The sequence below is a fragment of the Microvirga sp. KLBC 81 genome, from assembly GCF_003075415.1.
GTDB lineage: Bacteria > Pseudomonadota > Alphaproteobacteria > Rhizobiales > Beijerinckiaceae > Microvirga.
In genome coordinates, this window is record NZ_QDAH01000059.1 from 1 (window position 1) to 23,553 (window position 23,553).

Annotated in this window: 21 protein-coding genes; 11 read left to right on the forward strand and 10 right to left on the reverse strand. The window is 61.8% G+C overall.

Annotation, left to right across the window (positions count from 1 at the left end):
* Positions 1–622: 622 nt before the first annotated feature.
* Positions 623–874 carry a dodecin family protein gene (locus tag DC522_RS24815; protein ID WP_116531279.1) on the reverse strand — a complete coding sequence of 84 codons (252 nt, stop codon included), beginning with the start codon at positions 872–874 and terminating at the stop codon, positions 623–625.
* A 231-nt stretch (positions 875–1,105) separates the two neighbouring features.
* Between DC522_RS24815 and DC522_RS24820 the strand changes: the two genes are divergently transcribed.
* The 5 genes from DC522_RS24820 to DC522_RS24845 all read left to right on the forward strand — a co-directional run bounded on the left by DC522_RS24820 (position 1,106) and on the right by DC522_RS24845 (position 6,911).
* Entirely contained in the window at positions 1,106–1,324 is a 219-nt protein-coding gene (locus DC522_RS24820) for a hypothetical protein (RefSeq protein WP_116531280.1), read from the forward strand.
* Between the two features lie 278 nt (positions 1,325–1,602).
* Positions 1,603–1,968: a nuclear transport factor 2 family protein gene (locus DC522_RS24825; protein WP_116531281.1), complete on the forward strand. Its 366-nt coding sequence runs from the start codon at positions 1,603–1,605 to the stop codon at positions 1,966–1,968.
* A 715-nt stretch (positions 1,969–2,683) separates the two neighbouring features.
* Positions 2,684–3,781 carry a murein L,D-transpeptidase gene (locus DC522_RS24835; RefSeq protein ID WP_371680440.1) on the forward strand — a complete coding sequence of 366 codons (1,098 nt, stop codon included), beginning with the start codon at positions 2,684–2,686 and terminating at the stop codon, positions 3,779–3,781.
* A 385-nt stretch (positions 3,782–4,166) separates the two neighbouring features.
* Positions 4,167–6,086: a transglycosylase domain-containing protein gene (locus tag DC522_RS24840; protein WP_116531283.1), complete on the forward strand. Its 1,920-nt coding sequence runs from the start codon at positions 4,167–4,169 to the stop codon at positions 6,084–6,086.
* 30 nt (positions 6,087–6,116) lie between these two features.
* Positions 6,117–6,911, forward strand: a complete 795-nt coding sequence (locus DC522_RS24845) for an MBL fold metallo-hydrolase (RefSeq protein WP_116531284.1) — start codon at positions 6,117–6,119, stop codon at positions 6,909–6,911.
* Positions 6,912–7,476: 565 nt separating this feature from the next.
* Here the strand turns inward: DC522_RS24845 and DC522_RS24850 are convergent.
* A complete protein-coding gene (locus DC522_RS24850) occupies positions 7,477–8,106 on the reverse strand; it encodes an FMN-dependent NADH-azoreductase (protein WP_116531285.1) in 630 nt (209 codons plus the stop codon).
* Positions 8,107–8,221: 115 nt separating this feature from the next.
* Here DC522_RS24850 and DC522_RS24855 point away from each other — a divergent pair, with 115 nt between their 5' ends.
* Positions 8,222–9,157, forward strand: a complete 936-nt coding sequence (locus DC522_RS24855; protein ID WP_116531286.1) for a LysR family transcriptional regulator — start codon at positions 8,222–8,224, stop codon at positions 9,155–9,157.
* Between the two features lie 195 nt (positions 9,158–9,352).
* On the opposite strand, the gene DC522_RS24860 is transcribed toward DC522_RS24855, so the two are convergent.
* Positions 9,353–10,162, reverse strand: a complete 810-nt coding sequence (locus DC522_RS24860; protein WP_245444493.1) for an AraC family transcriptional regulator — start codon at positions 10,160–10,162, stop codon at positions 9,353–9,355.
* Between the two features lie 406 nt (positions 10,163–10,568).
* On the opposite strand from DC522_RS24860, the gene DC522_RS24865 reads away from it, so the two are divergent.
* From DC522_RS24865 to DC522_RS24880, 4 genes are all read left to right on the forward strand, one after another.
* Positions 10,569–11,114, forward strand: coding sequence for a (2Fe-2S)-binding protein (locus tag DC522_RS24865; RefSeq protein WP_116531288.1), 546 nt, complete (start codon positions 10,569–10,571; stop codon positions 11,112–11,114).
* 2 nt (positions 11,115–11,116) lie between these two features.
* Positions 11,117–12,094, forward strand: a complete 978-nt coding sequence (locus DC522_RS24870) for a xanthine dehydrogenase family protein subunit M (protein ID WP_116531289.1) — start codon at positions 11,117–11,119, stop codon at positions 12,092–12,094.
* Positions 12,091–14,310, forward strand: a complete 2,220-nt coding sequence (locus tag DC522_RS24875) for a xanthine dehydrogenase family protein molybdopterin-binding subunit (protein WP_116531290.1) — start codon at positions 12,091–12,093, stop codon at positions 14,308–14,310. The genes DC522_RS24870 and DC522_RS24875 overlap by 4 nt, the downstream gene beginning before the upstream one ends.
* Before the next feature lie 73 nt (positions 14,311–14,383).
* Positions 14,384–15,412 (forward strand): XdhC family protein, encoded by a 1,029-nt coding sequence (locus DC522_RS24880; protein WP_165820297.1) that lies wholly within the window; start codon positions 14,384–14,386, stop codon positions 15,410–15,412.
* A 170-nt stretch (positions 15,413–15,582) separates the two neighbouring features.
* Here the strand turns inward: DC522_RS24880 and DC522_RS24885 are convergent, their stop codons facing one another.
* On the reverse strand, positions 15,583–16,182 hold the full coding sequence (locus DC522_RS24885) for an NTP transferase domain-containing protein (RefSeq protein WP_116531292.1): 600 nt from the start codon (positions 16,180–16,182) through the stop codon (positions 15,583–15,585).
* Positions 16,183–16,704: 522 nt separating this feature from the next.
* Here DC522_RS24885 and DC522_RS24890 point away from each other — a divergent pair.
* Positions 16,705–17,979, forward strand: coding sequence for a low temperature requirement protein A (locus tag DC522_RS24890; protein ID WP_256369908.1), 1,275 nt, complete (start codon positions 16,705–16,707; stop codon positions 17,977–17,979).
* 481 nt (positions 17,980–18,460) lie between these two features.
* Here DC522_RS24890 and DC522_RS24900 read toward each other — a convergent pair whose 3' ends face one another.
* The 6 genes from DC522_RS24900 to DC522_RS24925 all read right to left on the reverse strand — a co-directional run bounded on the left by DC522_RS24900 (position 18,461) and on the right by DC522_RS24925 (position 23,552).
* Entirely contained in the window at positions 18,461–18,661 is a 201-nt protein-coding gene (locus DC522_RS24900; RefSeq protein ID WP_116531295.1) for a DUF1194 domain-containing protein, read from the reverse strand.
* Between the two features lie 494 nt (positions 18,662–19,155).
* Positions 19,156–19,503: a RidA family protein gene (locus DC522_RS24905; protein ID WP_116531296.1), complete on the reverse strand. Its 348-nt coding sequence runs from the start codon at positions 19,501–19,503 to the stop codon at positions 19,156–19,158.
* 27 nt (positions 19,504–19,530) lie between these two features.
* Positions 19,531–20,649 carry an FAD-binding oxidoreductase gene (locus DC522_RS24910; protein WP_116531304.1) on the reverse strand — a complete coding sequence of 373 codons (1,119 nt, stop codon included), beginning with the start codon at positions 20,647–20,649 and terminating at the stop codon, positions 19,531–19,533.
* Positions 20,650–20,654: 5 nt separating this feature from the next.
* On the reverse strand, positions 20,655–22,115 hold the full coding sequence (locus DC522_RS24915) for an NAD(P)/FAD-dependent oxidoreductase (RefSeq protein WP_116531297.1): 1,461 nt from the start codon (positions 22,113–22,115) through the stop codon (positions 20,655–20,657).
* Positions 22,112–22,435, reverse strand: a complete 324-nt coding sequence (locus DC522_RS24920; RefSeq protein WP_116531298.1) for a (2Fe-2S)-binding protein — start codon at positions 22,433–22,435, stop codon at positions 22,112–22,114. Before DC522_RS24920 ends, DC522_RS24915 begins: the two co-directional genes overlap by 4 nt.
* The gene (locus DC522_RS24925) at positions 22,416–23,552 is read right to left on the reverse strand and encodes an FAD-binding oxidoreductase (RefSeq protein ID WP_116531299.1); all 1,137 of its coding nucleotides are present in this window, start codon (positions 23,550–23,552) and stop codon (positions 22,416–22,418) included. The genes DC522_RS24920 and DC522_RS24925 overlap by 20 nt, the downstream gene beginning before the upstream one ends.
* Position 23,553 lies beyond the last annotated feature (1 nt).

Sequence of the window (23,553 nt, forward strand, 5' to 3'; positions counted from 1 at the left end):
AGCTGAACTTCAAGTTCGGCACCTACTAAGAGCCGTCGCAGCCGCGACAGACAAGGCCCGGGGAAACCCGGGCCTTTGCTTTGTGGGCTCCGAAGGCCTTGATGAGCCACGGAGGCCATCAGAGGTGTCGGCCCGTATCGTCCTTCGGGAACCCGATGACCGGGTGCGAGCGAGCCCCCACTCACTGCGATCTGGAACAGGAACATGAGCCCAGTTATCGATCCAGAGACGTGTTGATACTTGGGGCCGCCGTCAAAACGTCTCGGGGGAGGAGCCTGCCCGCGTGTTGGGTTTGCTCGCGCGTCGGAGAAAGCCCGGGGTTTATCATAGAAGTGCATGGGAGACGTACGCCTCACGGATGCGGAGGGACTGCAGCATGACTCAAATGACTTCCACCGGCTCGTCGCCATGATATCGGCAGGCTGACACACTGCGTGGCCGAGCCTTTTACTTTCAATCTCGGGCCAGGGCCCGACAGACAAGATGACGCCCGCCGGGCCTAGCCATGGACCTGATCACGGAGCAGCCTCCGAGGAGAGGCAGGCTTGCCTGGTCAGGTTAGGTTAAGGGTAGCCCTCGCAGAACTGCCGATCTCCAGCCCCGAGAGCCAGCCCAAGGGACATCATTCCAATCCTAGGATCTCCTCGCTTCCCGTACTCCTCGCGCTCACGTCTTCCTCGAGCTGGAATGCGATCTTCAGGATGACCCTGAACTGGGTGACCTGCTCGTTCTCCACAACGGCCTCGAACTCCTTGACCCAGACAGAGCGAATGTTGCGCAGTGTGCGTGCGGCCCGCTCTACCGCCTGACGCGTGGCCTCCTCCCAACTGTCCGGCGACTGGGCTGACAGCTCCACCATTTTCACGATCGACATTTGTTCCTCCTTCGCTCCGGCGCCTGAGCAGGCGCCTAGAGGAAAGCGCCAAGAGACGGGTGGCGTTCCTGGCCAGGGAAGTTCTCGCGCGGCCCCATTCCCTTGCACGTAGCTATCTGCACAACACTGGTGCCCGGACCCCTCGCGCAATCCGGCTGATGGGATCGATCCTATCAAGGCAAACATGATATTCTGGCGCGCCTTGACCTTTGTTCGAAGCGGATTGGTCCCATGACGCACCGTTACGTTCAGCAGCTTCGGAAAGCACGAGAGCGGCTGGTCGCGCACCGACGCGAGATGGCCGAGATCATCATCAACACAGCTGCCTTCATTCCCGACAGAGCTGTGGAGTTCACGGAGATCCAGGACGCTATCAAGTCGATTGACGAAGCGATCGAGGATGAAGCTAAGCTGGCTGGCACTATCTCTCGTGACGAAGATAGCGTTTAGTGCGGTATTCGGCCGCAAAGACCACCAAGCCAGAGGCGTCCCCGGTGGCTCATCAGGAGACTTGCGGCTGGCAGACACCTGCTTCTGCGAGAGGCGTTGAGCGTAAGCCATCGAGGCGCGGTCCGGAACCGTGCTTCCACCCCGTGCCGCAGTGAGACCCGTCCTCCTTCGGAGGCCTCAATCCCATTCCATTACCTCCGGCGTAATCGACGCCATGTTGCGCCTCGTCCATGGTTCTCATGCTGGAACGGACCCGGCCAGCCATCAGGAGACTTCCCATGACCGACGCTGCATCCATTGCCAACCGCTACATCGCCCTCTGGAATGAAGCCAATCCACAACGCCGCAAAGCTCTGATGGCAGACCTCTGGAACGAGACCGGCACTTACGTCGACCCGCTCATGCAGGGGCGGGGCCATGACCAGATCGATGCCCTAATCGCAGGCGTGCACGGGCAATTCCCCGGTTTCCGCTTTGCCCTCCTGGGCCGACCCGACGTCTACGGCAACCAGGTACGCTTCTCCTGGCAGCTCGGCCCGGAAGGCAGCGACGGTCCGATCAAGGGCACCGACTTCGCCACTCTCGAGAATGGCCGTCTCGCAAGTGTGATCGGCTTCCTCGACCAGGTGCCGGCAGCCGCCTGAGCCTCCAGCGAGGATCGGCTCGTACGGTTTGCCGCGCCAGTCCTTGCGGACCCTTGCAGCACCCCTGAGGACAACAGAATTCCCGACTGAGGATCGTACGATGTCTATAATCTACCTGATCAAGTTCGATGTCGTGCCTCCGCAAAGCGGACGAACGCCCTGAGACCCTCGATCAGCAACTCACGCTGATCATCCGGGAGATAGCCCTTGCACATGGCGTCGACGAGTGCCGCCAGTTCCTCCCTGCTCGCTCGCCCACATGCTGATCTCAGAGGCGCGGTTGGCGCAGGACGGGCATTCGTCGACGATAACAGTGCCGCTCGCTTTCTTACGGTCGGAGCAGCCTCGCAAAACACGCTCGGCGATCTCGCATAGCAATTTGTAAATCATGCTCCCTCATACTGTTCGGATGAACGGTGGCATGATGCGCTTGTCCTGCAAGATTGGCTTTGCCTTTCTTTCCTTTGCTTCTCTCGGTCCGGCTTTGGCCGCACCTCTCCCGTCCGGTAAGGCTGGCGCTCGTGACGTGGTGTCTACATCGTTGCTATCGACAAGGGTGGCGCAGGGTAGCTCGCCTCAGCCATCTGTTCCCGCTGCCGCCACGACATCAGGGCAGACGAAGGGCACCTCGACAAGCGCCTCTGCAATACCCTCTGCAATAACTGTCTCGCAGGACCCCCGCCCAACCTTGGACGCTGGCACGTTCGTGAACACAATGCGAGCCGCCGCGACCTACAAGCGCATTGCGGAGGAGGGGGGTTGGCCAACCTTGCCGGCGGGCACCGTGCTGAAGGTCGGGGACAAGGGGCCATTTGTCGTCACATTACGCCAGCGGCTTGCACGAGAAGGCGATCTGCCCGCAGAGCAGATCACCGGCAGTACGTTTGACGCCGACGTCGCGAGAGCTGTAAAACGCTTCCAGGCTCGCCATGGACTTTTTGAGTCAGGATCGGTTCGCACCAAGACCTTAGAGGCTCTGAATGTTTCTGCTGAGCAACGGCACCGGCAGCTTGTCGCCTCGATCAAGCGGTTAATCGACTCGCGCTTCGCCTTCGGAGAGCGCTACGTCGTCGTGAACATTCCCTCAGCCACCGTCGAGGCGGTCGAAAGCGGGCAAGTCGCGCGCCGCTATGTCGCCGTTGTGGGCAAGGCGGATCGCCCATCCCCGGAAGTGGAAACGCGCATCACAACCGTCAATCTCAACCCGACATGGACGGTTCCGGTTTCTCTTATCAAGAAGGATATTATCCCGCAGGTCCGGAAGGACCCGGCCTACTTGGCGAAAATGAAGATCCGCATTCTGGATGCCAAGGGACAGGAGGTTGATCCACAAGCGCTCGACTGGACCACCAACAGCGCGGTCAACTACACTCTGCGGCAGGATCCCGGCACAACCAACTCGCTCGGCCAGATCCGGATCGATATGCCGAACAGGGACGCAGTGTACCTGCACGACACACCGTCTAAGCGCCTGTTTGCCCAAGACGCCCGCTTCTATTCATCCGGTTGCGTCCGTGTCGCAGATATCGGGGGTTTCGCGGAGTGGCTCCTGCGTGGCACGAATGGGCCGGACGGAGCATGGGATCAGATCAACCTTCAAACAGCGATTGCATCCGGCGCGCGCCAGGATATTCGCCTGGCCAGGCCTGTTCCGATTGCGTGGGTTTATCTCACAGGCTATGCGACGTCGGATGGCACAGTTCAATTTCGCAATGATGTCTACGGGCTCGACACGCACCGTCCAGGCTCCGACCCGGGGATGCAGGATCTCGATGTACCAACGACAGCGTCTCTTAGATCAAGACGCTTGTGAGCGTCGATTGACAGGATAACAACATCCTCTGGATGTGCCTCAAATCCAGACTTAAGCCACAGGAGCAGTGCGCTTCCCTCCGGGGCGTGCAGCAAGCTGTTCGATATGCAGTCCATCTCGTATGCTCGATGCTTTAGAGCGCCCCATCAACTGCCATAGGCCAGATCATTCTCGCGACAGCTTCGCGGCATCAGCGGAAAGGCTGTGAGATCTCGCACATGTGGACCGGTCCTGTCGTGCTGAGGCGGACGCGGCACGGTGACAAACCTCTCCGAGCTGATGCCGCCTGCAAGCTTGACCGTAACCTCATACCGGTTTCAGCCATAGTCTTGATGTTTGTTGGAGGCCTTCGCGCCGAATCGTTTGGCGCGTCATAGGGCCTCAAATGACCCGTGTCTTGGCTGTCGTCACTGCTCTGCTGCTGACTTTCGGAGCACACGTTTCCACCGCACGAGCTGCCGATCCAGTGCACTTCTGGGATCTCCAGCCCAGATCCCTCCGCCTCCTCGTTGCTTCCCCGCAGGTGATGGTCACCCGCACCAAATCCGGATGGGACGCCTACTGCCGCTGCCCAGTGGTTCTCTCACCATCAGAGATCCCCGATGCGATGAAGAAGGCCATCGTGGCCGTCGAGGACAAGCGCTACTTCGACCATGGTGGCGTTGATATCGTGTCACTGCTCTCGGTGCTCAAAGGAGGCGTCACCCGCGGTGGCAGCACGATCCCGATGCAGCTCCTCAAGAACCTGGTTTTCCACGATCTACGAGGGAGTGATGTGCTCAGTCGCCTCGAGCGCAAAGGGGCAGAAGTTTGGTACGCCGGCCTCTTTGATGGGGCAGTTGGGAAAGAGGAGCTCCTGGCCGCCTACCTCAACCAGATCGAGTTCGGCGGGCGCGATATCGTAGGTCTGTACCGGGCAAGCCGGCACTACTTCCGCAAAGAACCCAGGGACCTGACACTGTACGAGGCGGCTCTGCTCGCCGGCATGGTCAAGGCCCCCGCCCGCCTTAACCCGCTTCGGGAAAAGACCCGCGACCAGGCGCGGGAACGAGCGCTGCTCGTCCTGAGGCTCATGGCGGAGCAGGGCCTGATCACCGGCAAGGAGCGCCGCCACGCCGAGAAGGAAGGAATTCGCCCTGGCATGATGCCGGAGTTCAAGATCCAGCCGCAGGCCTTTGCCGAATGGGTGGTGGAGACCTGGGGGGACAAGTACGTGCGGCCGGGGGAGACGATCCGGTTCTTTGTCACCCTTAACCCTCGGTTTCAGCACCTCGCGGAGCAACACCTCGGCAGGCTCGTCAAGGAGGGGGCTGTCCCGCCCGCATATGACGCCAGCGCCGTAATGATGGCCTCGAATGGGCGCGTGCAAGCCATGGTCGGCTCCGTGAACTGGTCTCAACGCCAGTTCAACAATGCCGTGAAAAGCAATGTGCAAGCCGGCTCGACGGCGAAGTTGCCCCTGTTGATTGCTGCCTGCGAGAGCGGCAAGACCCCTGAGAGCAGGGTCGTCGACCAGCCCGTGAAAGGAACCTGGCCTTCGAATGGCGACCTGGGCTACCGGGGCCGGACGACGTTGAAGGAGGCGATTGCCTCATCGCGCAATGCCGCGGCGGTTCAGCTGGCGCAGGAGATCGGGACTGACACGGTCGCTGAGGTCGGCCGGCGCATAGGGATTGATCCGGGCCCTGTCGCTGACGCGGGTTTTGTCCTCGGCTCCTACTCCAGCAACGTCATGACAATGACAGCAGCTTACGCGTCCGTGGCCAGTGGCGGCTACCGGGTCAATCCATCCGGAGTGCTGGCCGTGATTGACGGACGGGGCCAGGTCCGTGCGGACTTTCTTACGACCATGCGGAAGAGGGTCATCCCGAAAAAGTGTGTCGAGCCGACACAGGCCGTTCTCCGTGAGGTGGTTCAGAATGGGACCGGACGTGCGGCACGGTTGAAGCGCTGGGCAGCTTATGGGAAAACCGGAACGTCAACCGGCAATGCCGATGCCTGGTTTGTCGGCTGGAGCGAGCAGCGGGTGCTCGGGATCTGGATGGGCCGGCGTCGCGGCGAAATGGGACAGGCCCTTGCCGGTGCAGGCGCGCCGGCGGCTTACTTCGGGCGTGTCACGAATGCGGTAAACGAATGGACCGACCATCAACAGAAGCTCGAAGAGCAACGGCTGGCGAGCGCTCGCACCAGGCAGAGTGTTGAACCGGGACAGATTGCTGATTGGCTCTCTGTCCTCCGGCAATCCCTGATGCATCCGAACGCTCCATCGGCGCGGGATCCTGTTCGTGAAGAAAAAAGGACTTAAGCCCTTCAAGCCTGGACAGGGGAGGCGCTCATGAGGAAGTTGACGCCGAGTCTCCATGCGGCTGCGTTCATTGGATTGTGTCTGTCCTTACCTGCCGCCGCGACTGAACAAGAGGGCTGCCCAGGGTTGATCGCCTCGAGAGAGGCCCTGATCTCCAGGGCTGCCCTGGGCCAGGACGAAGCTGGCCTGACCTTCCTCGGACATGCCACCTTCCTGATCGAGACGCCCCAAGGAGTGCGGATCGCCACCGATTACAGTGACGGCACTCGCCCACCCGTCACACCTGACGTGGCGACGATGAACAAGGCGCATTCCACCCACTTCAGCTACAGGCCTGATCCAGCCATCAAGCATGTGCTCAGGGGCTGGAATCCAGCCGGAGGCCCTGCCGTCCACGATCTGACTGTGCGGGATGTGCGCATTCGAAACATATCCACCAACATCCGAAGCTATGGCGGAGCGACAGAATATGATGGCAACTCCATCTTCGTGTTCGAGACCGCTCACCTGTGCATCGCTCATCTAGGCCATCTCCATCACACGCTGTCACCCGAGCACCTGAAGAGGCTCGGGCGCATTGATGTCCTGCTGGTGCCGGTGGATGGAGGGTATACGCTCGAAACTTTCGACATGATGGAGGTGCTGCGCTCGATCAATGCACCTCTCATGGTCCCGATGCACTTCTTCGGCCCGCCGACCCTCAACCGGTTTCTCACGTCGGCCAGGGAGCACTTTCCGATCGAGTTCAGCAAAACAGCTGCGATCAGACTGTCCCGCGCAACCCTGCCGACGAGCCCCAAGGTCCTTGTGCTGCCGGAGCACTGAATAACCGGCGGGGCTCAAACGTCTGACTTTTCATCAGAGGGGCCTGGGTTCGAGTCCCAGCGCGCTCACCAACTTTCTCAATGACTTACCGGCACATGCCCTTTGAGCTGTTTCTCTCCAGGTAGTCCATAGGTAGCCAGACGCTGGTCTTGGGCCCACCTCGAGTGCCGAGCATGGGTTAGGGACATCGAAGTCGTCACAAGCCTGAGGCCCCCTTGCCGCATACCGCGATTCACTCCGCTCGCGCAGCCAAGAGCACCAAGACGATGGATCGAAACGTCTGCTGCTGGGCAATGAGCGGACCTTTCGCACTCAAGCAGCATATGAGTATCGATCGGAATGATCAATTCAGGTACCGGGCGTCGATATCATGCTCCGGGTGCCGGCCGCAGTCGGCATCCCAGAGTGTTTGTTACATGGCTATGATCTTTCTCTGGTGCCTAGCGCATCGTGCGGAAAAGTGGACCCGGTTTTCCGCTCCTAACGATGCGCTTTGTATAGAAAGGAGCATCGGATCGAACCCCAAAAGTGGAATCCACTTTTGGGTCCGATGCTCTAGCATGGTCTAGGCCGCCTTGCGGCATGCGTCACGGATCCTCTCCCCAATCTGCAGACGCACGGCATCGATGGCCTGCTCGCGGGCCTCTGGCCCGAAGGCGAGCTTCTCCGCCCGGATGAAGGTCACGTCGGCGATGCCCATGAAGCCGAGTAGGTTGCGAAGATGAGGCTCCTGTGAGTCCATCGATTGGGCTGGCCCCTCGCTGTAGAGGCCACCGCGGCTCTCGATGACAAGCGCACGCTTGCCTCTGAGCAATCCCTCGGGGCCGCTCTCGCTGTAGCGGAACGTGATGCCAGCCCGCAGCACGTAGTCAAACCACGCTTTCAGGGTCGACGGCATGCCAAAGTTGTACATGGGTGCTCCGATCACGAGCGTGTCGGCGGCCCTGAGTTCAGCAATTAGCTCGTCCGACAGAGATCGGGCCGCGGCTTGGGCCTCGTTGCTCGGCTCGGTTCCGCGAAGAGCTGTGGCGGAGTCGATGTTCAGATGCGGAATGGGGCTGCGGCCGAGATCCCGGGCGATGATCCGGACGTCGGGATCATGGGATTGCAGGCGGGCGACGGTCTCCTTGACAAGCTGGCTGGAGATGGAGGCTTCGCCAAGCGCACTGCTGGTGATCACGAGAGCTGTGGACATATGACAATCCCTTCACGGTTCTTGATGGTTGAGATACGTCCGACGTAGTGATTCATCTGTTGCCGCAGAAGGCGCATATTCGGAACCATGCTGTTGCCTGAAGAGGAACACTGCCGTGATTGATCTGGAGGATCTGAGAAGCTTCGTCGAGGTTGTCGAGAATGGTGGCTTCAATCGCGCTGCGGCTCGCCTCGGCATTTCCAAGTCGATCATCAGCCGACGGATTGCGCGGCTGGAGGCCGATCTCGGAACACGCCTTCTGACACGAACCACGCGCGGCATCAGCCCAACGGAAGCCGGCATCGAGTTCAAGCAGCGGAGTGAGCGGATCCTCGCCGAGCTCGAAGAGGCTCGCGAAATCGCCGTGCAGCAGGGTGACTCCGTACGCGGCCGTCTCCGCTTGTCGGCACCGCTATCTTTTGGCGTGCGCCACGTGGTGCCGGTATTGGCCGACTTGGCGAAGCGCCACCCTGAACTCGAGTTTGACGTGAGTTACAGCGATCGCGTCGTGGATGTCGTCGGCGAGCGGCTCGACGCTGCCATTCGTATCGGCTCTCTCAAGGACTCGAGTCTCGTGGCTCGCCGGATCGCACCGGTTCATGCAGTGCTGGTGGCAAGCCCAGGCTACCTAGCTCGCCATGGACGGCCGAGTGATCCGCAAGATCTCTCGGCGCACGAGTGCCTGATCTACACGGGTCGTCTCGATTCAGATTGGCATTTCCAATCAGGCAAACGGCGGATCTCGGTTCGGCCCGAGGGACGGATGAAGTCGGACAGTGGGGAGGCCATTCTCCAATGGGCCATTGCAGGCCTCGGGATCGCGGAGACACCGTCGTTCCTGGTCTCCGATGCCATTGCGAGCGGTGCCCTCGAGCCTCTCTTGCTCGATTATCAAACGCCTGAATATGGCATTTATGTCGTTCGACCGCCGGGTTCCTATGTTCCGGCCAAAGTGCGGGTCTTGGTTGATGCACTCGTGGAACGCTTCGGGGGCAAGCCCGATTGGGATCCCTGCCTGGCCGCATTGAACGGCCGGAAGACTCTTTCCTAACACGTCGGACAAGGGGATTCGAACGCCGTAAGACTTCAGGGCTCGGAAGGGGAAGACGAACGCCAAGGCGCAACTACGCCGTCTGCCGACTCTTGCGACGATGGATTGAATGAGAACGACAGTCGTCAACACCGTCATGTTTGTCGGCGTCCCCGCTGGGGGGAGAGGCGGTTCCGAAATAGCGCCATTCCGACACTATGGGCGCGACCGCCGCCACTCTCCCGGGGGCATGTGCATCATTCTGGCAAACACTTTGGTGAAGTGACTCTGGTCGGTGAAGCCGCAGCGGATTGCGATCTCCTGAAGGGAGAGCTTCGAATTCCGAAGCAGATCCTGTGCCAGCTCAATGCGCCGCGCCAGAAGCCACTTATGAGGCGGCATCCCCGTCGTCATTCGAAAGGCTCGCGCGAAGTGGCTGCGGGAGAGGCCGCATTCCCGCGCGAGCTCGACAAGGCCGACCTTCCCGTCGATGTGAGCCAGCAGCATGTCCTTCGTCCGGCGCTCCTGCCATGGAGCGAGCCCTCCGCGGATCGGCCGCAGGGCAGTAGGCTGCTCTCCATAGAATGCGGTGAGGTGCGAGAGAAGCGCCAAGGCAACATGGTCGACGAAGAGCTGGTTCGCGGTATCGGGCCGCTCGAATGCGGGCAGCAGGCTTTCCCCGAGGTTCCTGATGACATAATCATCGAAGGCCACACCTCTAGCAGCCCGAAGCCGTCCGACAGGCCGCAAGGCATGCTCCTCCTGGAACCGGTCCAGGGCCTCGCGCGAAGCATAGATGGAGATGCAGTCAACGGTCCCATAGGTCAGGGACGAGTGCTCCTCGTTGAGATCGAGCAGCAGGAACTGTCCGCGATTGAGCGGCATCCGAGGCATCGGCCGGCCATCGACCCAGTACGGGCCCGCAGGCAGATCGCGCCGCTGCAAGCACACTAGGTAGCCATTGTTGCGGTCAAACCGACTTGGATTACCGGATCCGGCATCACTCCAGCGAACCCGTGTGGCCATGAGCTCTGCCAATGGCAGGGCGCACGCGATAAGCGTGGGTGGCTGATCAAGCCCCACGAACTTGTCTAGGCCCTGCCCGAATTCCTCGGCCACCGGAATGCCCCCGGGAATGAGGTTGGAGACGGAACATAGCTTTAGCTTCGCAGCAAGATTATGGCACTTTCGTACAAAACACGGCACTCACAGCACTTGCGAACCAGCCTGCCATAGAAAATCCTACGTCCCGTCTCCCGGTATCTGTCCCCCAGTATCTGTCCCAGTCCCCATGACCGTGTAACGCGACCCTGGCAAACCTGCGTCTCGCGAAGGAGGCCGCATGACCACTTCAGAGCATGCCGACCCACGTCCAAACCTGAGGGCCGGTCCCGACGAGCAAAGTGGACCATCCCGCCGTTCGGTTCTGCTCATGGCGGGCAGAGCGGCTTCCCTTGCAGCCACCTCCAGTGCAGCCGCGCAACCTGCACCGTCGGAGACACCGCCCAACACGACGACGGCACGCGTCCGACTGGTCGTCAACGGCAAGGAACAGCAACTCGAACTCGACCCCCGGCAGTCGCTGCTCGACGTGCTGCGCGAGACCCTCGACCTTACAGGCACGAAGAAAGGCTGCAATCAGGGTGCGTGTGGTGCCTGCACCGTGCTCGTCAACGGAAGGCGCATCACCTCGTGCCTAACGCTGGCCGTCATGCACGATGGCGCCGAGATCACCACGATCGAAGGCCTGGCCCGGGGTGATGAACTCCATCCGCTCCAGGCCGCCTTCATCGAGCATGACGGCTTCCAGTGCGGCTACTGTACTCCCGGCGAAATCATGTCGGGTGTTGCCTGCATCGCCGAGGGACACGCCGCCACGCCTGAGGAGATCCAGTTCTGGATGAGCGGCAACATCTGCCGCTGCGGCGCCTATCCCGGAATCATCGCGGCGGTCGTGGACGTGGCGGGGAGGACCTGACGATGATCCCGTTCACCATCGAGAAGGTCGGGACGGAACAGGACGCGGTCCGAGCCGCCGTTTCGGGAGCGCGCTACATCGCCGGCGGGACCACGCTCATTGACCTCATGCGCGAGGAGGTCGAGCGGCCCGAGCGTCTGGTCGACATCAATGCGCTTCCTTTAGCCGACATCCGCGCGGACGGGTCGGATCTCGTTATCGGTGCCCTCGCTCGCATGAGCGATGTCGCCGCCCATCCAGAGACGAAGCGTCTGCACCCCTTGATCGCCGAGTCCCTGATCGAGGGCGCCTCGCCGCAACTACGCAACATGGCCTCGATCGGCGGCAACCTGTTGCAGCGGGTGCGCTGCCCGTATTTCCGGATGCTGGACGCGGCCTGCAACAAGCGCGATCCGGGATCGGGCTGCTCGGCGATCAATGGCCTCAACGCAGGGCACGCCATACTCGGGACGAGCGATCACTGCGTCGCCACCCACCCTTCCGACGTTGCCGTCGCGCTGGTCGCACTGGATGCCACGATGCGGGTGAGGGGACCAGACGGGGAGCGCACCTTCCCGGTCGAGGAGCTCTTCCGGTTGCCGGGCAATACGCCCCATCTCGAGCACACCCTGCGCCCCGGCGAGTTGATCATCGAGGTACGGGTGCCAGGCGGCCCCTATGCGCGGCAGGCACGCTATCTCAAGGTCCGCGACCGTGCCTCCTACGAGTTCGCGCTCGTCTCAGCGGCCGTGGCGCTGGAGATGGCAGGTGGGACCATCCGGCAGGCGCGTGTTGCCGTCGGCGGCGTCGGCACCCGTCCCTGGCGCATGCGCGCGGTGGAGGAGGCGCTGAGAGGCAAGGCCACAGACCGCAATGCCTTCGAAGTGGCGGCCCAACTCTCCCTCGAGGGAACCCGGCCGCTGTCGCACAATCACTACAAGGTCGAACTGCTGCCGCGGACCATCGTCCGGGCTCTCGAGATGGCAGGGGAAGTCGCATGACCACGAACGTGATCGGAAGACCTCTCACCCGTGTTGACGGGCGCGCGAAGGTCACAGGCGCTGCCCGCTATGCGGCCGACTTCAACCAGCATGCTCAGCTCCATGCGGTGATCGTCGGCGCAACGACCGGTCTCGGCCGGGTGACGGCATTGGACGAGGCACCGGTCCGGGCCATGCCCGGGGTTGTCGAGGTCATCACTCATCTCAACGCTCCGCGTTTGGCCTATGCTCCTCACAAGAGCCTCATCGATCCGGCCGTCGGGGAGCGGCTCCATGTCCTCCAGGACGACCAGGTCCGGTTCTACGGTCAGCCCGTCGCGGTTGTCGTGGCCGACACGCTCGACCATGCGGAGCGCGCCGCCAATGCGCTGCGCGTCACGTATGCGGCCGAGCGGCCAATTGTCGACCCAAACGACCCCAATGCACAAACGGTTGAACCGTCCGGATCAGGGGCGCATGCCGACGCATCGCGCGGGGATGCCGATAGGGCACTGGCGGATGCTCCCGTGAAGGTCGATGCGACCTATGACATGGCACGCGAGAACCACAACCCGATGGAGCCGCACGCGGTTGTCGCCGCGTGGGATGGCGACAGGCTGACCTTGTGGAGCAAGAGCCAATTCGTCGTGAACGAGCAGGCCGAGATCGCGGCGATCTTCGGTATGCCGGCCCAGAACGTGCAGGTGATCTGCCCCTTCATCGGCGGAGCGTTTGGAACATCTCTCAGAACATGGCCGCACGTGACGCTCGCGGCCATGGCGGCACGTCAGGTCGGGCGCCCCGTCAAACTTGTCCTGACCCGCAAGCAGATGTTCTTCACGACCGGCCACCGCCCGCGCACCCTGCAACGCGTCGCCCTCGGCGCGACCCGTGACGGCAAGATCACGGGCATCATCCACGAGGGCACCGGCGAGACGAGCCGCTACGAGCAGTTCACCGAGGCGCTGCTCTCCGCCACGAGCTACATGTACTCGTGTCCCAACGTGCGCACCAGCTATCGACTGACGCCGCTCGATACCGGCACTCCCAACCACATGCGTGGTCCGGGTGAGGCGAGCGGGATCTTCGCTCTCGAATCTGCGATCGACGAACTCTCCTACGCGCTGGGCATCGACCCGATCGAGCTGCGCCGCCGCAACGAGCCGACCATGGACGAGGGCGAGAACAAGCCCTTCTCCAGCCGCTCCCTGATGCAATGCTACGACCTCGGTGCCGAGCGCTTCGGCTGGGCCCGGCGCACTCCGGCACCGCGTTCGATGCGCGATGGCCGGCTGCTGGCTGGCATGGGTGTCGCCTCAGCCACCTATCCGGTGTGGTATCTCCCCACGAGCGCGCGCGTCCGGCTGCACGCCGACGGCACCGCTGCGGTCGAGGTTGCAGCAAGTGACATGGGACCGGGCACCTACACGTCGATGACGCAGGTCGCGGCCGAGACGCTCGGCGTGCCGGTCGACCAAGTCCGCATCAGTATCGGGCGGTCGGATTTCCCACCCGCTCCGCCGCATGGCGGCTCAATGACGATGGCCTCTGTCGGCTCGGCGGTCCAAGCCGCCTGCCTTGCCGCGCGGGACGAGGTGATCAAGCGCGCGGTCGCAGACCAGCGCTCTCCGGTCTTCGGCGCGTCCCTGGATGGTATCGAGTGGATCGGCGGCAGCCTGCGCCGGCTTGGGGATTCCTCTCCCGGACAATCGTATCGCGACATCCTGGCGAGCAGCGGTCAGCCGGTTGGGGCCCATGCCTCCAACCAGCGCGATCCCGAGGCCGCCGGCCGGTATTCCATGCATTCGTTCGGGGCCGTGTTCGCGGAGGTCGCGATCGATCCGGACGTCGGCACGATCCAGGTGCGTCGGGCTGTTGGTGTCTACGGGGCAGGCCGCATCGTCAATCCGCGCTTGGCGTCGAGCCAGTGCACCGGTGGCATGATCGGCGGCATCGGGATGGCCCTGATGGAGCGGACCGCCCTCGATGCGCGCGACGGACGGCCCGTCAATGCTCACATGGCCGATTACCTCATGCCGGTGAACCTCGATATCGGCCACCTCGAGGCGCACTTCGTCGACGAGCATGACCCGCACGTCAATGAACTCGGCGTCAAGGGTCTGGGCGAGATCGCCCTCGTCGGGATGGCCCCCGCGATTGCCAACGCGATCTATCATGCAACAGGCATTCGTGTGCGCGACCTGCCCATCCGCATTGAGGACGTCCTGACCGCTTGAGGCGGGAGGGGGCGACGGTTTGTCGGAGGATCCGGGATATACATCCGGCCTGATCATGGGATTGGGACGAACGATGCTTCAATGCGCTCCTGCCATTCAGGTTGATGACCTGCCCGACAGGTTCCCCGGAACGTTTGCGGCCTCCGACGCCGCGACCCCGCTCGATGTCCTGCGGTTCGTCATGGAAGCCGGGCAGCGCGGTCAGCACGTTGCCTTGGTGACAATCACCGGTCTGACAGGATCGTCGTCTCGATCACTTGGCACACTCATGGGTGTAGCCGAGAACGGCCGCTTCTCCGGCTCGTTCTCGGGCGGCTGCATCGAGGCAGCCGTCGTGGCCGAGGCCCAGGAGGCGATCCGGGACGGACGGCCCCGGCAGGTGCGCTACGGCGCCGGCTCCCCTTACATTGACATCAGACTCCCATGCGGTGGCGGAGTGGATCTGCTGTTCCAACCCAGTCCTGATCCGGACGTTATCCGCCAGGCGGTTACGTGCCTTGCAGGGCGGCAACCGCTGACCCTCGCTCAGAGTCCATCAGGCGGCTTGCACATCCTCTCAGGTTCGACCCGTCACCAGCCTGGCTGGCGGGGAGAGACGTTCATCTCATGGTATGCGCCCCCGCTGGGACTCGTTGTTGTCGGTCACGGAGCAGAGAGTCTCGCGATGCTTCGGCTGGGTCTGACCCTCGGCACCGAAATGAGGCTGTTCTCGCCCGACGAACGGGTCGTAACGCTTGCCAAAACGCTTGCCAAAACGCTTGGCGTTCATGCGAAAACCCTCACCATCCCGGGTCCGGTGCCGGACCTTGTCGCGGATCCGTGGGGCGCCATCGTGTTCCTGTTCCACGACCATGCGTGGGAGCCTTTGCTTCTGGAACAGGCGCTGACCCAGCCCTGGTTCTTCATCGGCGCGATGGGTAGCCGAAGAACTCACGCGAAGCGGCTCGCGACACTGCGTGAGCGCGGTTTGCCGGAAGAAGCGTTGACGCGCATTATCGCGCCGCTCGGCCTGATCCCGTCGGCGCGCGATCCCGCCACACTGGCGCTCTCGGCGTTGGCACAGGTGGTTGACGGCTATCGGAAGGTGACGGCCATGACCTAGCGCATCGTGCGGACCCGAAGGGCCGCGTCAGCGAAAAGTGGACCCGGTTTTACGCTTCAACGATGCGCTCTCTAGAGAAGGGAGCATCGGATTGTTCCCAAAAGTGCAAGTCCACTTTTCACGTCCGATGCTCTAGCAGGCGCTGCAGGAGGACGCCTCAACCCTCTTTTTCACGTCAAAGGCTTGCGGGAAATCCTGCCGAGGTCATCGTTTGTGTCGACGTCCTGGAGAATGGCCGGGTCATCGACCTGGCACTCCATCACATCGGGTCGTCCGCGAAGGACCGGCCCCGCGCCGGTATCTCCCGAAAGCCCTTCGACCAGGCTTTCGAGATGCCGCGAGAGTACGACGGGGTTGCCGCGCCGCCCGTTGACGGTCGGGACCAGCGCCGCTGGTTCGCCCATCGCGCGCCAACTATGCACAAGAGTGTCGATCAGGCTGGCCTTGATCAGCGGCATGTCTCCGAGGAGAACGATAGCTGCCTTAGCTTGGGGCGGCAGTGCAGCGAACCCTGCCTTGAGCGATGTCGAAAGTCCTTCCGTGAAAGTGGCGTTCCGAACGCTACGGATCGGAAGCCCTTTCAACGACGCTTCTATCTCGCCGGCTCTATGGCCTGTCACCACAATTACGGGCTCGGCCGAAGAAGTGATCGCGGCCTCGACGACATGGCGCACCAGAGGCCTGCCATTCAACGGGGTCAGCAGTTTCAGCCCGGAACGAAAACGTGTGCCTCGCCCGGCAGCGAGGATGAGGGCCGCCACATCACTCATCTATCATCCGTATCTTTCGATTAGCCTTCAAGAGCCGGAGAACTTCCCCGAGTGCAACCGCTATCTGATCTCGCCGACGAGATCGCCTTGGAATTTACCCAAGATTGCTGGATCCCGCAGCTCAAGATGAGGCCACAGGTGAGCCCCAATTCTCGCCTTGGCGAGAACATTTCCATCCCTTTGTCAGGGAAAGGTAAGGCTATGCTCTGGCATAGCTCACCTCGAAAGGATGTCCAATATCGGGGGCCGTCCTGCAGGGCGCCATGACCAAGGCGTGTGCATCGCTGCCGAGTTGGGCTTTGGGAGGTAAACGGGACGGGCAGGCGACAGAGCTGTCTGCCGTCGTTCTCGTGGCCGAACAGCTAGTTCTATTCTAGTATCTTGGGTGCTGAACATTGGATTCCTTGGCCCTTGGATGCCTGCGCTTTCGCAGGCACGCTTGTCCCTACGATCACCAACGAAAGACCGTACATGAGCGCGACGCCAGCCGGTTCCGAAACACTTCACCATCACACCCGGCGAATGAGCGGACGCGATCCACATGAGGCTCACCGCGTCGCGACCCCGCTCGAATTGCTGTTCGACCTGACGTTTGTCGTCAGCTTCGGGCTCGCGGCTTCCCGGTTCGCCCATGCGCTGGCGGAAGGCCACTACGCCGCTGCCCTGATCGGCTTCGGGTTTGCGAGCTTCGCCATCTGCTGGGCCTGGGTCAATTTCTCCTGGTTTTCCTCGGCCTACGATACCGATGACTGGATTTTCCGCCTCGTCACCATGGTGCAGATGATCGGCGTGCTGGTCCTGGCCCTCGGCCTGCCGGCCATGTTCGCCTCCATCGAGCATGGCGAACACTTGGACAATTCGATCATGGTGCTCGGCTATGTGATCATGCGCGTCGCCATGGTGTTCCAATGGCTGCGCGCGGCCAGGCAGGATCCTGCTCGGCACCGCGCTTGCCTGACCTATGCCGTCGCCATCTCGATCGCCCAGCTCGGCTGGACGGTGCTGATCTTTGTCGATTTCTCGCTCGGCGTGACCTTTATCTTCGTCTGTATCCTCGCGCTGGTCGAGCTGACGGGCCCCGTCATTGCCGAGCACTGGGACGGGGGAACGCCCTGGCACGCCCATCATATTGCCGAGCGCCACGGCCTGTTCGCTATCATTGCGCTCGGCGAGGGGGTCGTGGGCACGCTTGCGACCTTGTCGGCCGTGGTCGAGGAGCAGGGCTGGAGCGTGGACGCGGTATTGGTGTGCGTCGCCGGCATCGGGCTCACGTTCGGGATGTGGTGGGTTTATTACATACTGCCGTCCGCGCAGATCCTCCATGCCCACCGCAATCGGGCCTTCGTCTGGGGCTACGGCCAGATGGTGATCGTTGCCGCCATCGTCGCAACCGGCGCCGGGCTGCATGTTGCAGCCTATTTCATTGAGCACAAGGCCCATATCGGTGCGCTCGCGACGGTGCTTGGCGTCGCCATTCCTGTCGGTGTCTTTCTTGGATCGATCTATGTGCTCTACACCTACCTCGTCGGCCGTTTTGACCCCTTTCACGTCTGGTTGTTGATCGGTACAGCCGGTGTCGTTGCGCTCGCCGTCATTGCGGCGTTTGCCGGCGTCGACATGGCGATTTGCCTTGTCATCCTCATGTTCGCGCCGGCCGTCACAGTTTTTGGCTATGAAATACTCGGACACCATCACCAGGCAGAGGCGCTTGCCAAAGAGGACGCGGCTACTCTAGCAGGGCACCAGCGCGTGCACGTGGATTCCCCCTTACCTCCTACCCCTACCCATCGGCAGTAATGCTTCTGCTCGTCGACCATCTGTGTCCGATCGATGGCCCTGCCTAAACCGGACGCTGGACAAGGACCAAACGTCCGTTCATGGCACGGAGCCGAAGTAGACTGAAGGTCTTCTCACGAGGGGAATATCGGACGTTCATGAAACGTAGGGGAATTTCAGAGTCTGACCTAGAGTATTTTTCGGTGAAGTGGCTCCGGTTCACCGTCAAAAAATGCGGCCCAGCAAACAAGAGAGCCGTTTCCATGCCAAAGGAAACAGCTCTAGAGCCGACCTTGAGGCGCGCTCGCTCTGCAGACTTTTTGGGCAGCCTCGAAGCCAGTGCCGTCGAACCGATCCATGGCCGCATAGATGGTGCCGCACACAGAAGTCAATTGCCCGTGCTCCAGACGAATGCCCGCGATCCTGTTGGCAAATGACATGATGGTCTTGGTATTGTCGAGCACTTTCTAGGGAGTCACCACCCGCTGGTCCGCAATCCCAACTATTCCATGTACTTGATGGCAATACTGCGCAGGATGCCCTTGCGAAGGGCATCCGGAGCGAGCGGTGAGTGGAACGCCTCGGCGTAGCCTTCATTCTGGAGTTCTTGCTCATCCTGATCCATCGAGTAGGAGATGTCGAACGCAATGACGAGGGCTACAGCCTCGGACGTGAAAAGTGGATTTGCACTTTTGGGACCCATCCGATGCTTTCTCCTTCAATGAGAGCATCGTTCAGGCGGAAAACCGGATCCACTTTTCCGCACGATGCTCTAACGCAGTCCAAAGTCCAGTAAAGCCGCCGCCGACAATGACGACGTCACGATGCCTCTCGCCGACGCGGAGGCGAATGCGGAGCATTGCATTCACTCCGCCATGCCTCATCGAGCCACCAAGATGTGTCCGAGTGGCTTTCTACTGATGTATGCTCAGCTTGGCTCACAACTTGCCCCCCATTTCTGCACCGCCAGTTGATCCCCGTCCTTCGCTTGGCGAGGGTCCCTTGCGAAGGAAGCCGCAACGTAGACGCTCGGCGGCATAGAAGGCCGAGCGTCTACCGATCATGGTTTCCGGTACCGACGGATTATGGACCGAGCTGTGACGGCTGGGAGTGTCAGGTCCGCGCAATTGGGTTTGGGGCGGCAGTTCCGACTGCGGGAAGCTTGTGCGGGGCAGTCACGGAGAACCCAAGACCTGCTCAGCCTTTGATAGCGGTGACGACTACCTCGATCAGGGCGCCGCCCCCCAGATCGGCAACGCCGACGGTGGCGCGCGCCGGCAGATCGTCGCCGAAGAACTCGGTCCAGACCGCGTCCATCTCCTTCTTCTTCGACAGGTCAGTAACAAAGATCGATGCAGACACGACCTTCGTCGGATCGCTGCCGGCTTCCTTCAGGTATCCGGCGATCTTGTCCAGGATGTTGCGGGTCTGCTCACCCATCGAAACACTTGTGTCGTCAGCGATTGTACCGCCGATATAGACGAAGCCATTTGCCTCGACGGCACGATGCATGATCGGCGTACGGATATTTCTCTTGATTGTCATGTTGTCCTCTCTTGGGTTGAAAGAAAATCAGGTAGCGAAGCGCTCGATGCCTAGGCCATCGATTGGCGTATTCGTGTTGCCGGCGGCAATGAGTTCGGCCATCACTGCGCCAGCTCCTGGCCCCAGCTGAAAGCCGTGAGCCGAGAAGCCAAACTGGTGAAAGATGCCTTGGTGAATGCGGCTCTTCCCGAAGACCGGAAGGTCATCTGGCATGCGGGCTTCAATTCCCGCCCAGGCACGCACGATCGCGGCTCCGCGCATAATCGGAAACAGATCCCAGACAGTTTTGGCGTTCTCGGCGAGCTTTGCCCAGTCCAGAATGGTGATGTTCTGGTCTCGCATGGCTCGCCCGAGATGACCGCCGCCGATCAGGACTGTGCCATTCGCGAACTGCTTGAACGATAACTTGCGGCTTCGTAGAATGACCACCGGTTTGATGAAGTGCTCCACTCTTGCGGTGATCATCAGCATCGGCGCGATGACCTCGAGTGGCACGGGCTCACCAAGGCAGGCCGCAATGCGGTCGGCCCATGCTCCGGCCGCGTTGACGACGTTGGGGGCACGGATAGTTCCAGCATCCGTATTCACCATCCAGGCGGATCCGTCAGCCTGGATCCCCGTCACACGAACGCCTTCACAGAAGCGCACTCCCAAGGACTCGGCCTTGCGTCGGAACGCCTGTGTCGTCTTGAACGGAATCGCCGCGCCGTCGCGACGGGAGACGATCCCTCCGGGACAAGTTTCCGAAACGGCTGGGACCAGACTGCGAAGCTCTTTCGCGTCGATTAACTCCTCATGCGAGAAGCCAAGACTGTTCAGTTGGGTCACACGGGCCCGGAAGCCGTCATACTCCGCCGCACTCTCGGCCACGAGGACCTGTCCGTCCGAGGTGAAGCCGCAATCGTCATCAACGAGATCCGCGATGCGGTGCCATAGCCCCATGGAATAGGTCGAGAGCGGAATTTCGGCTACGTGCCGCGCCAACTGACGTACGCCTCCGGCATTCACACCGGAGGAATGACGCCCTGCGTGGTCCTTCTCGATAACGAAGACCTTAAGCCCGCGCTTAGCACAATGCAGGGCCGTCGAGCATCCGTGGATGCCCGCCCCAATAACGATTACATCAGGAGACTCTCCCCCGAACACACCGCTCACCGCTCGACCGCCTTGATGGCGGCTGGTGTTTTCGGCAGCGCAGCCAATTCGCCCAGGGTAATCGGCTTGATTGGCGGGCGAAGCCGATAGCCGCCGACCTCGCCGGGCGAGACACCCCGCGCGTCGGCGATCAACTCGGTCACCGTCAGCCCACAAAGCCGTCCTTGGCACGGTCCCATTCCGCAGCGGAGAAACGACTTCATCTGATTAGGGCCGCTCACGCCCAAGGCCACAGTTTCACGCAGCTTCCCGGCCGTCACCTCTTCGCACCGACAAACAATCGTGTCATCTGCGGTTGGGACACGGAATGCCTTGGCCGGCTGGTAGAGCACGTCAAGGAAGCGCCGTCCTCGGCTGGCTCGTATCAGCTCAGCCCGGACCGGGGCAGCCGTCTGGTCGCGTTCTTGAGCCGAGAGGCGTCCGAGGCGATGCCCGGCACCAAGCGCGGCGAGACGTCCGCGCAGCGCAGCACTCTCGGCGCCAGCAATTCCTGCGCCATCACCAGCGATTGCGAATCCCTTCACAGATGTCTCATACCAGTCATCGGTCTGTGGCACCCACGTGAGTTGGTCCTCGTCCCAGTCGAGAGCGCAACCGACTGCATTCGCGAGGTTGATATTGGGAACCACACCCTGATGCAGCAGCAGGACGTCACACGGAAGCTCTTCCTCCTTTGATCCATGGCGGAAGCGCACGCTCGTAACCTGGTTGTCGCCATGGGCCGAGATCGCTTTGACGCCGCGCACGATGCGCATGCCTCGATGCGCTCCCAGGAGAAGCTTGAGCCCCTTGCTCAGATAGGGCGAACGCAGGAAGTCCGATGCGTGTCGGATCGCGCGCCCCCAGTTTTCGAGCGGGGTCGTGTCGAGCATTACGGATATCTTTGCGCCAGCCGCCCGCAACTGTGCGGTCAGGAGGTACAGGAGCGGCCCGGATCCGGCCACCACGACGTTCCCGTCCGGGATAAGACCTGACGTCTTCAAAGCAATCTGAGCGCCTCCTGCGGTCATCACTCCTGGCAAGGTCCAGCCAGGAATGGGAAACGGACGCTCCAGCGCGCCTGTTGCCGCGATTACCTGCCGCGCCTGAATCAAACGCGCGGCTCCGTTCATGGAGACGCCTACCTCCATACCGCCGGTCGCATCCGGGCCGTCGGGCGCCGGACCAACGCTCCACACTGTTGCTCCGGGCGCATACGAGGCTTTACTGGCTTCCAACGAACGCACGAGATCCGTTCCGCGCCAGTAATCGGCACCGAGGGTCTCTTTTGCCGTCACCGGAGTTGTAGTGATGCCGCGATAGATCTGGCCGCCGGGCGCTGGATTCTCATCGACGAGCACGGCTGAGAGCCCCAGCTCGGCGCCCGTCGCGGCCGCAGCCAAACCGGCAGGCCCGGCTCCGATGATGAGAAGATCGTAGCACTCGGACAAAGTGGCAACATCTTTGATTGCTTTCATGCTGCGCCTCCCTTGGCCGGCAATTCCGACGCGATCGAACGAGCACCCTTCTGGGTTTCGACCACCATGCCTTCAGCCACGGGGATCAGGCAGCCTTGCCGGTTGCCGATACCATTGATCGTGACAAGGCACTCAAAGCACACTCCCATCATGCAATAGGGCGCGCGTGGCGCTCCCGAGACAGGCGTAGTCCGGCAGCTTTGTATGCCGGATGCGAGCAGAGCCGCCGCCACCGTATCGCCCAGCCGTGCCTTGGCTGGGCGGCCATCGATTGTAAAGGTGACGGTCTCGCCGCCAAGGTCAGGCAGCCGACGAAACATGGAACCTCCGGGAGCTGAATGCTTCGAGGGATGCAGGTAGCGTTCCCTCGAGGATATGGTGGGCGAGAGTGAGAGCATGGTTGGCCGCCAGCGTCACACCGGAATGGCAGGTCACGACAAAGGCACCGGGATAGTTCTGGGACTGGTCGTAAATAGGAAAGCCATCGGGACTCATGACTCTAAGTGCCGACCACGTTCGCACTACGTTGAGTCCAGCGAGCAGCGGAAACATGCGCACGGCACGTTGCGCCATGAGGGAGATGACGGGCGGTGTGACAACGGTATCGAAGCCGAGATCCTCCTGGCTATCGCCAATCATGACGCCGCCCTCGTCGGTCTGCCGCACCGTCACGACGGGGTGATGCAGGAAAGGCGCGGCCTTCTCGGTCACGATGACCTGCCCCTTGCTCGGCCGTACTGGGGCGTGGAGCCCGACCATGGGTCCGAGCCGCGCATTGCCGAGACCGGCCGCCAACACCACCTTTTGGACGCGTACCTGCCCCCACGGGCCGTCGATCAGGAAGCCATCGCGATCCGGCTTGACGGATTCCACGTGCGAGTTCGGGCGGTAGCTGACCCCAGACCGCGCCATTGCCACGTGGAGAGCGCGAAACAGACGCAATGAGTTGACGTGACCGTCCAGGGGACAAAATACCGAGCCGACGACATCGGGACCAATGGCCGGCAGGCGCCGTTTGGTCTCGTCGTGGTCCAAGATTTCGTACGGGTACTGCACCATTCTGGGCTGATTGTGCAGGCGGCGCATCGCGTTGATGCGGGCCTCCAGCTCGGCCTCAGAGAGACACAGCATGAAACCGCCCGGTTGGCGATGTGCCACGTCGATATCTGTCTCATCCCGCAGGGACTTCGCCAACGTGCTCCACTGTTCGGCCGAGGCTTTGGTCCAGGCCGCATACTCCGGCATACCAAGCCCTTTGGACTGGACCCACACCAGAGCGAAGTTTCCGCGGGAAGCGCGGTAGGCGATGTCACCCTCGTCAAGCACGAGCACGCGGGCGCCACGCCGAGCGAGGCCGTAGGCCGTGGCCGATCCGACCAAGCCGCCGCCGATGACAGCGATCTCGGCTTCGGAAACGGTTTTGCTGTTCTGTGTCATG